Origin of the sequence: Ruthenibacterium sp., from assembly GCF_017421385.1 — a bacterium.
Classification (GTDB): domain Bacteria; phylum Bacillota; class Clostridia; order Oscillospirales; family Ruminococcaceae; genus Ruthenibacterium; species Ruthenibacterium lactatiformans.
Genome location: NZ_JAFOIN010000056.1, coordinates 43,974 through 52,791, shown reverse-complemented (window position 1 = coordinate 52,791; position 8,818 = coordinate 43,974). Strand labels below are relative to the sequence as shown.

Here is an 8,818-nt window from a genome sequence, read left to right as displayed (position 1 = left end):
GAACTCGCTACCTCCACCTTGGCAAGGTGGCGCTCTACCAGATGAGCTAATTCCGCATATTTTTGCGGATGTACGACAGTACATCCGCGCTTGGTGCCTCCGATCGGAATCGAACCAATGACACGGGGATTTTCAGTCCCCTGCTCTACCGACTGAGCTACAGAGGCAAATGGCGACCCGGATGAGGCTCGAACTCACGACCTCTAGCGTGACAGGCTAGCGTTCTAACCAACTGAACTACCGGGCCATCCTGGTGGAAGTTAACGGGCTCGAACCGCTGACCCTCTGCTTGTAAGGCAGATGCTCTCCCAGCTGAGCTAAACTTCCGAAACCAAACCGACGCATGCTATTTTATCACATCAACTACTTATTTGTCAAGCAGTTTTGCGATAATAAAAATCCGGTATTCGGTTTGGCGCATACCGGAAAATGGAGCGGATTACGAGGCTCGAACTCGCTACCTCCACCTTGGCAAGGTGGCGCTCTACCAGATGAGCTAAATCCGCGTAACCGCCGCTGCTCTCTGAGCGGCGATATTTATTTTATCTTATTGCCGTATATTTGTCAATAGGAATCCGGCAATTTTTTCAAAAAAACGCCTTTATCCTTTCGTTTCGCCCAAAAGCGCGCCGGCGTCTACATAATATTTTTTGTCGCAGAAATGGCACGAAACCTCAACAGGCTTGCCCTCCGCCGCCATTTCCGCAAGCTCATCCCGCCCAAGCGAAAGCAGCGCGCGTTCCACACGCGCCTGGCTGCAGTCGCATTGATACCGCACCTGCTGCTCGTCCAACACATTCGGGGCGAAGCCCGCCAGAGCCTGCTCCATAATCTGTTCCAAAGACGCGCCGCTGCGCAGCAGCTCTGTCACAGAGGGCAGCGCCGCCACATTTTGTTCCAAATGTGTGATCTCCGCGTCGCTGGCTCCCGGCAGCAACTGCAGCAGATAGCCGCCCGCCGTCAGGATGGAAAGGTCCCTGTCCACCAGCACCCCCAGCGCACACACTGTGGGCGTCTGTTCGCTGACAGCGTAGTATGCCGTAATATCCTCCGCGATCTCTCCGCTCACCAGCGGCACCTGGCCCACATACGGCTCTTTCATTCCAAGGTCTTTCACAACGCTCAGCGTGCCATCACGGCCTACAGCGCCGCCTACATCCAGTTTGCCGTCTGCCCGAGGCGGCAGCTCCACCACAGGCTGCTCTACATAACCGCGTACATTGCCCGCCCCGTCCGAAACTGCCAGAACAGTACCCGACGGACCGCCGCCTTTGATACGCAGCGTCAGAGAATCCTTTTCGCTCTTGAGCATTGCACCCATCATCGACGCGGCTGTAAGCAGCCGCCCCAGAGCTGCCGAGGTCACCGCGGACGTCTTATGAATGCGCTCGGCTTCACGGACGATATCTGTGGAATCCACGGCGCAAAAAAGCACCCCGCCATTTTCGGAAATGGCGCGTATCAATCTTGACATCATTCATTCTCCCCTGCGGCCTGTTTCACCGCCGTAATAAAATAGCGCACGCTGTCCGGGCGCAGCGGGCCGAAATCCTCGCCGTCCGCCACATGCTCCACGCGCAGCCCCGCCTGCCTGCAGGCACGGGTTATCTCTTCCAGAGAATAGGCATACTCCGTGAAGGCCTCCTTGTCGCATTCATCCATATCGGGATAAGTGATCTCCACCGCGATATACGTGCAGCCCGCAGCCGCGTCATAACGGTTGCGCCAGACACAATACGCGTCGTCCGCCTCAATCTCATAGACATTGTCGCTCAAAATATGTGCGTGCTTGTAAGGCGTGTTCATATCAAAAAGCACCAGTCCGCCCGGCTCCACAAACAGAGCAGTGCGGCACAAGGCCCGCCGGAATTTTTCGGCAGGCCCGATGTGATTGAACGTATCGAATGTGGACACGGCAGCGCGCACCGTACCGTAAAGGTCCAGCTCTGCAATGTCCTGGCACAGCAGCAACAGGCCTTCCTGCCCCGTTTCCCAAGCCTTCTCCCTCAGGACGCTGAGCATCTCCGGCGAGAGGTCTACGCCGATCATATCATATCCCGCGGCCGCCAGGCGGAGCGTCAGTTCTCCCGTACCGCACCCCAGGTCCGCCACGATGCCGTCCTCCACACCGTGAGCGCGGAGCACGCCGCATACATACCGGAACAGGGCGTCATAGTCCGCGTCCTCGTTGAACGCGTCATATACCCCTGCAAATGCTTCGTAAGCCATTATACGTCGTTGCGCACGAGGTCCTCGTACGTTTCGCGCCGGACGGCAAGGCTGTCCTCTCCGCCGCGCACCATCACCACGGGCAGACGGGGCACACGGTTATAATTGGACGCCATGGAATAATTGTACGCGCCCGTGGACAGCACAGCCAGGATATCTCCCACAGCAGGCGTCTGGAGCTGCGTGTTTTCCTGAATCAGGTCGCCGCTCTCACAGCAGCGCCCTGCGATCGTCGCTGTAAAGTCTTTTTGCTGTGCAGCCTTGTTTGCAACGACCGCCTCATAAGCAGACTGGTAAAGCGCATAGCGCGGGTTGTCCGTCATGCCGCCGTCGATGGAAACATATGTACGGTAGCCCGGAATGGTTTTGACGCTGCCGATGGTATACAGCGTGATGCCCGTATCCCCTACAATGGAACGTCCCGGCTCAATGCAGATAAACGGCACCGGAAAGCTGTTTGTTTCGCAGAAACCCAGCACCACCTTGGAGACCGCCTCCATATAGCTTTCCAGCGCCTTGGGATCATCCTGCGCCACATAGCGGATGCCGAAGCCGCCGCCCAGATTCAGCTCTTCAATGGTATATCCCAGCTCTGCGCGCACCTGCTGTGCAAAGCCCAGCATTACTTCGGCTGCATGGCAGAAAGGATCGATATCAAAGATCTGCGAGCCGATGTGACAGTGAATGCCCGCCACACGGATGCCCGGTGTCTTGAGCGCCGCAGCCACAGCCTGCAGCGCTTCGCCCGTCTCCAGCGCAAAGCCGAATTTGGAGTCGATCTGGCCGGTGCGGATGAAATTATGCGTATGCGCGTCGATACCCGGCTTGATGCGGAACAGCACGCTGGCCGTTTTGCCCGCTGCCTTTGCCAGCGCGCCCAGCAGCTCCAACTCAGCGATGTTATCCACCACGATACGCCCCACACCGCTCTCCAGCGCCATGGTCAGCTCATCAGCCGTCTTATTGTTTCCGTGGAAATAAATTCGCTCAGCCGGGAACCCCGCCTGCAGCGCCGTGTACAGCTCGCCGCCGGACACCACATCCGCACCAAGGCCTTCTTCGTTCAGGATACGGTACATCCGCTTGCAGCAGAACGCTTTGCTGGCATACAGTACCAGACCCTTTTTATGATAATGCGCGTCCATGGAATTTTTCAGCGCGCGGCAGTTGGCCCGGATGGCATCCTCGTCCATCACATACAACGGCGTACCGTATTTCGAGGCCAGCGCTACGGTATCCAACCCGCCGATCGTCAAATGTCCATGCCCGTTGACAGCCGTCACTTTTGTTTCCATACTTCTTTACCCCTCCGCTAAAAATTGGTCCAGGACATCCCGCAATTCCGGAATGCCGTATCCGTTATCCGCGCTGGTGAGCACCACGCCCCTGCACCCATAGGGCGCACAGATTTCCGCAAAACGTGCCGCCGTCTCGGCATATTGGCTTTTTTTCAGCTTGTCAGCCTTCGTCAGTGCCGCAACGAAGGGTACCTCGTGGTGCGCCAGATACTCCAGCATCATTTCATCGTCGGCGCTGGGGGCATGGCGGCTGTCCAGCAGCTGCACCAGCAGCACACATCGCCGTCCGCGCTCGAAATAGCTGTTGATGAGTTTATCCCAGCGCTGCCGTTCGCCCTGCGCCACCTTGGCGTAGCCGTAACCCGGCAAATCGACCAAATAGACGCCGCCCACCGTATAAAAGTTGATGGTAGCCGTCTTGCCCGGCGTGCTGCTCACACGCGCCAGGCTTTTACGGTTGCACAGCTTATTGATCAGAGAGGACTTTCCCACATTCGAGCGCCCGGAAAAAACGATCTCCGCGCGGTCCCGTTCCGGCAGCTGAGAAGAAAGGCCGTAGGACGCCTTGAACTCGGCTTTCGTCGTATCCATGCGTGCCTCCTTACTGGCGGATGCTGAGCTGCGGTTCCGCTTTTTCCGGCGGTACCGGTCGCGTATGCTTTTCCCCGCCTGCCTTGGGCGCTTTCGCGGCCTTTGCAGGCTTTTTAGCGGGCAGCAGCACCGTGCGCAGAACTTCCTCCAACGTGCTCACCGGACGGAACGTCAAACCGTTTTTCACGGCGTCGTCCACCTCATACAAATCGGGAGCATTGTCTTTCGGGATCAGCACCAGCTTCATCCCCTCCCGGTAGGCGGCCATGCTTTTTTCTTTGAGGCCGCCTATGGGCAGCACCTGCCCGTGGAGTGTAATCTCACCCGTCATGGCCACATCAGAACGCACCGGGCGGCCGGACAGGCACGACACCAGCGCCGTTGTCAGCGTTACGCCCGCAGACGGACCGTCCTTTGGAATGGCTCCTTCCGGCGCGTGTATGTGGATATCGATATCTTTAAAAACGGAAACATCATAGCCGTAAGCCTCCGCATGGGCTTTTGCGTAGGTGATGGCAAGCTTGGCGCTCTCTTTCATTACCTCGCCCAAAGAACCCGTCAGTTCCAGCCGTCCTGCTCCGCCGGGCACTGTCTGCACCTCGATGGGCAGTATCTCGCCGCCCACGCTGGTCCACGCAAGGCCATTGGCCACGCCCACGGCGTCCTTACGGCTGAGAAAAGCCGGTTTCACGCGTTTCGGCCCCAAAATCTCTTCCAGGTTTTTATCACTTACAGAAAGCGTCTCCACCTCTCCCGCCGCGATGCGCTTGGCGCACTTGCGCAGCAGTTCGGTGACGGCGCGCTCCAGGTTGCGCACACCCGCTTCCTGCGTATATCCGTCGATCAGGCCGTACAGCGCGGAGTTCGTCAGCTTCACACGGCCTTTCAGGCCCGTGGCAGCGAGCTGCTTGGGCAGCAGGTGACGCTTGGCGATCTCGAACTTTTCCACGCGCGTATAGCTGGAAAGCTCAATAACATCCATACGGTCCAGCAGCGGACGCGGAATGGTATCCGTAGTATTGGCCGTGGTGATAAACAACACATCGCTCAAGTCAAACGGGATATCCAGATAGTGATCCTTGAACGCGACGTTCTGCTCCGGGTCCAGCGCTTCCAGCAGGGCGGCGGCCGGGTCGCCCCGAAAATCGCTGGCCATTTTGTCCACCTCGTCCAGCAGGAGCAGCGGATTCGCGCTCTTTGCCGTGAGGATGGCGCTGATGATCTTGCCGGGCATCGCCCCGATATAGGTGCGCCGATGGCCGCGGATTTCGGCCTCATCCCGCACGCCGCCCAGAGACATTCGCGCATACTTGCGGCCCAGGCATTCAGCGATGGACCGTGCAATGGACGTTTTACCCACGCCCGGAGGGCCGACCAGGCAAATGATCTGTCCTTTGACTTCGGGCGCCAGCTTGCGCACGGCCAGAATCTCAAGGATGCGTTCCTTCACCTTTTTCAGGCCGTAATGCTCCTTATCCAGAAGCGCAGCAGCCTTATTGACGTCCAGATTATCCTCGGTGCGCGTATCCCACGGAAGATCCAGACATGTGTCCAGATAAGTGCGGATGACCGAAGCCTCCTGGGAATTGCCCTGCATTTTGAACATGCGGTCCGCTTCCTTGAGCAGTTTCTCCCGCGCCTCTTCGGGCAGCTTTGTTTTTTCGATCTTCGCCTTGTATTCCTCGGCCTCCTCGCGGGTGTCGTCGAAATCGTCCAGCTCGTTGGAAATCGCCCGCATTTGCTCACGCAGGTAATAATCCCGCTGATTTTTGTCCATCTGCTCGTTGACCTTGCTCTGGATGTCCTTTTCAATGTGCAGTATCTTCGTCTCCCGGCGCAGGATCTCCAGCAGCTTTTCCAGGCGGCCGGACACAGTGCCCTCATTGAGCAGCGCCTGTTTGTCGGTATATTTCAGCAGCAGGTTTGCCGGGATATAATCACACAGCAATGCTGCATCCTCATTGGTGATGATGGTATACACCACGTCTTTGGAAAGGCGCGGGTTCAGCGAAAGATATTCCTCAAAGGCTTCTTTCACACTGCGCACCAGCGCCTCCACGCGTGCGGAATCGACCGATTTTGTCCCGCGCAGCGCGGCGGCCTTGGTAGACGCCAGCAGAAAACGCCCGCTTGAATCCAGCGTCAGCAGCTTGGCACGGTATTTGCCTTCCACCAGCACCTTGACAAGCTCGTCCGAGACACGCAGCACCTGCTTTACCTCGGCCACAACGCCGTACGCATACAGATCCTTAAAGCCGGGATCCTCCACGTCCATATCCTGCTGGGCAGTCAAAAAGACAGCGTTGTTATTGCTCATGGCCCATTCGATGGCCGCGATGGACTTTTTGCGGCCCACCTCGAAGTGGATGATATTTCCCGGGAATACCACCAGGCCCCGCAGTGCAATGGCCGGCAGGCGCAGGATATCCGCGTTCTTATCCAAAATGATTTTTACTCGTTCCGACATACGTGTATCTCCCCTTTGTATGCATATCTGAAAGGGCTTTAGCCCCATGAATGCTCTATGGAACTTTATTATATACGAAATTTGTGAACTTTTCAACAAAAAGAAAAGCGGAACATTGGTAAAACGCCCATGTTCCGCCATTTTTTCACTTATCCGTCCGCCGTCTCAGTTCACACGGCCCGACGCCAGCGCCTTATACCGCTTGCGCACCGCGCCGTATTCCAGCTTCGGCTTCGCGCCGTTCACCGTTTCCTCGTCCACCGTCACTTTGATGATGGTTGGGTCGCTGGGGATCTCGTACATGATGCCGATGAGCGACTGCTCCATCACGCTGCGCAGGCCGCGCGCGCCGCTCTTCAGCGCAATGGTCTTTTTTGCGATGGCATGCAGCGCCTCGTCCGTGATATCCAACTCCACGCTGTCCAGCTTCATCAGCGTCTGGTACTGCTTCACAAGGCTGTTTTTCGGCTCTTTCAGCACACGCACCAGCGCATCTTCATCCAGCGGGTCCAGCACTGTCACAACAGGGATACGGCCCACCAGCTCCGGAATCAGGCCAAAGCGCACCAGGTCGTGCGGCTCCACCAGACGCAGCAGGTTCTGCTTCGCCTTTTCGGGGTCCTCCTTCAGCTTGCCGCCAAAGCCCAGCGCAGAGGTGTCCGTGCGCTTCTGGATATGCTTTTCCAGCCCGTCGAACGCGCCGCCGCAGATAAACAGGATGTTTTTCGTGTTGATTTGAATGAACTCCTGCTGTGGATGCTTCCGTCCGCCTTGGGGCGGCACATTGCTGACAGTGCCCTCCAGGATCTTCAACAGCGCCTGCTGCACGCCCTCGCCGCCCACGTCGCGTGTGATGGAGGGATTCTCGCTTTTCCGCGTGATCTTGTCGATCTCGTCGATGTAAATGATGCCCCGCTCTGCCCGCTCAATATCGAAATCCGCAGCCTGAATGAGCTTGAGCAGAATGTTTTCCACATCTTCGCCCACATAGCCTGCCTCGGTGAGCGTAGTCGCGTCCGCGATGGCAAAGGGCACATTGAGCATGCGCGCCAGCGTCTGTGCCAGCAGCGTTTTACCCACGCCGGAGGGGCCAAGCAGCAGAACATTGCTCTTTTGCAGGTCCACATCCGTCTTTTCCATGTTCAGGATACGCTTATAGTGGTTGTACACAGAAACAGCCAGTACCACCTTGGCATTGTCCTGCCCGATGACATACTGGTCCAGCCCTTCCTTTATCTCCGCCGGCGTGAGGATATTGATATCCTGCGGCGCGGCATGGGCCGGGGCAGCCTTGCCGCGGCGCGGGGCCTGAGCCGGAGCCTTGCCTTCCTCATCCAGCAGCGAGTGGCACAGCTCGATGCACTCGTTGCAGATGTTCACACCCGGCCCAATGATCATCCGCTCCACTTCGTCCTGGCTTTTGCCGCAGAAGTTGCAGATGAGATTTTTGTCTTTGCTGTTGTCTTTATTTGCCATATAACACCTTTATCGTTGTGAGATCACGTCGTCAATAAGGCCGTAAGCCTTTGCTTCCTCGGCCGTCATATAATTGTCGCGCTCCGTGTCCTGCTCGATGCGTTCCAGCGGCTGGCCGGTGCAAGCGGAGAGGATACCGTTCATCTTATTGCGCGTGCGCACCATATGGTCCGCGTGGATCTTGATATCCGTCGTCTGCCCCTGCAGCCCCACCTGTCCGCCGATCAGCGGCTGGTGGATGAGTATTTCGCTGTTGGGCAGCGCGAAACGTTTGCCCTTTGCGCCCGCCGCAAGCAGTACGGAAGCCATGGAGGCCGCCATACCCACACAGATGGTGGAAACGTCGCATTTGATATACCGCATGGTGTCATAAATCGCCATGCCGTCCGTGATGGACCCGCCCGGGCTGTTGATGTAGAAATTGATATCCTTCTCCGGGTCCTGACCTTCCAGATACAGCAGCTGCGCCACCACAAGGCTGGCCGTCGTGCTGTTCACATCCTCGCTGAGCATGATGATGCGGTCGTTCAACAGGCGGGAAAAGATATCGTAAGAGCGTTCGCCGCGCGCGGTCTGCTCTACAACGTAAGGAACCAAACTCATAAATTAGCCTCCCTGTTTTACAGCGGTTCAGTCTTTATGGGAAATCGCATGGCCGCGGCAGCCCGCTGTACCCGGCCGCGCGGCCCGCCGCAGGCGGGCCGTAAAACCGGCCGCCGCAGCAGGGTAACAGATGACCGATACGCGCATAAAATGC

The 8,818-nt window shown here is 57.5% G+C and carries 7 protein-coding genes and 4 tRNA genes; all 11 read right to left on the bottom strand.

What is annotated here, in order from left to right; genetic code table 11:
• Positions 1-91: 91 nt before the first annotated feature.
• Positions 92-167, bottom strand: a tRNA-Phe gene (locus IIY41_RS06030).
• A gap of 3 nt (positions 168-170) precedes the next feature.
• Positions 171-247, bottom strand: a tRNA-Asp gene (locus tag IIY41_RS06025).
• A gap of 4 nt (positions 248-251) precedes the next feature.
• A tRNA-Val gene (locus IIY41_RS06020) sits at positions 252-327 on the bottom strand.
• Positions 328-430: 103 nt separating this feature from the next.
• Positions 431-506: transfer RNA gene (locus IIY41_RS06015), tRNA-Gly, on the bottom strand.
• A gap of 95 nt (positions 507-601) precedes the next feature.
• On the bottom strand, positions 602-1,474 hold the full coding sequence (gene hslO / locus IIY41_RS06010; protein ID WP_287400132.1) for an Hsp33 family molecular chaperone HslO: 873 nt from the start codon (positions 1,472-1,474) through the stop codon (positions 602-604).
• Positions 1,474-2,229 (bottom strand): class I SAM-dependent DNA methyltransferase, encoded by a 756-nt coding sequence (locus IIY41_RS06005; protein ID WP_287400131.1) that lies wholly within the window; start codon positions 2,227-2,229, stop codon positions 1,474-1,476. The genes hslO and IIY41_RS06005 overlap by 1 nt, the downstream gene beginning before the upstream one ends.
• Positions 2,229-3,524: a diaminopimelate decarboxylase gene (gene lysA, locus IIY41_RS06000; RefSeq protein WP_009325852.1), complete on the bottom strand. Its 1,296-nt coding sequence runs from the start codon at positions 3,522-3,524 to the stop codon at positions 2,229-2,231. Before lysA ends, IIY41_RS06005 begins: the two co-directional genes overlap by 1 nt.
• 6 nt (positions 3,525-3,530) lie before the next feature.
• Positions 3,531-4,118, bottom strand: a complete 588-nt coding sequence (yihA, locus tag IIY41_RS05995) for a ribosome biogenesis GTP-binding protein YihA/YsxC (RefSeq protein WP_287400130.1) — start codon at positions 4,116-4,118, stop codon at positions 3,531-3,533.
• 10 nt (positions 4,119-4,128) lie between these two features.
• Positions 4,129-6,585, bottom strand: coding sequence for an endopeptidase La (lon, locus tag IIY41_RS05990; RefSeq protein WP_117460211.1), 2,457 nt, complete (start codon positions 6,583-6,585; stop codon positions 4,129-4,131).
• A 165-nt stretch (positions 6,586-6,750) separates the two neighbouring features.
• Entirely contained in the window at positions 6,751-8,061 is a 1,311-nt protein-coding gene (gene clpX / locus IIY41_RS05985; RefSeq protein ID WP_009325855.1) for an ATP-dependent Clp protease ATP-binding subunit ClpX, read from the bottom strand.
• Between the two features lie 9 nt (positions 8,062-8,070).
• Positions 8,071-8,664: an ATP-dependent Clp protease proteolytic subunit gene (locus tag IIY41_RS05980; protein ID WP_009325856.1), complete on the bottom strand. Its 594-nt coding sequence runs from the start codon at positions 8,662-8,664 to the stop codon at positions 8,071-8,073.
• Positions 8,665-8,818: the final 154 nt, after the last annotated feature.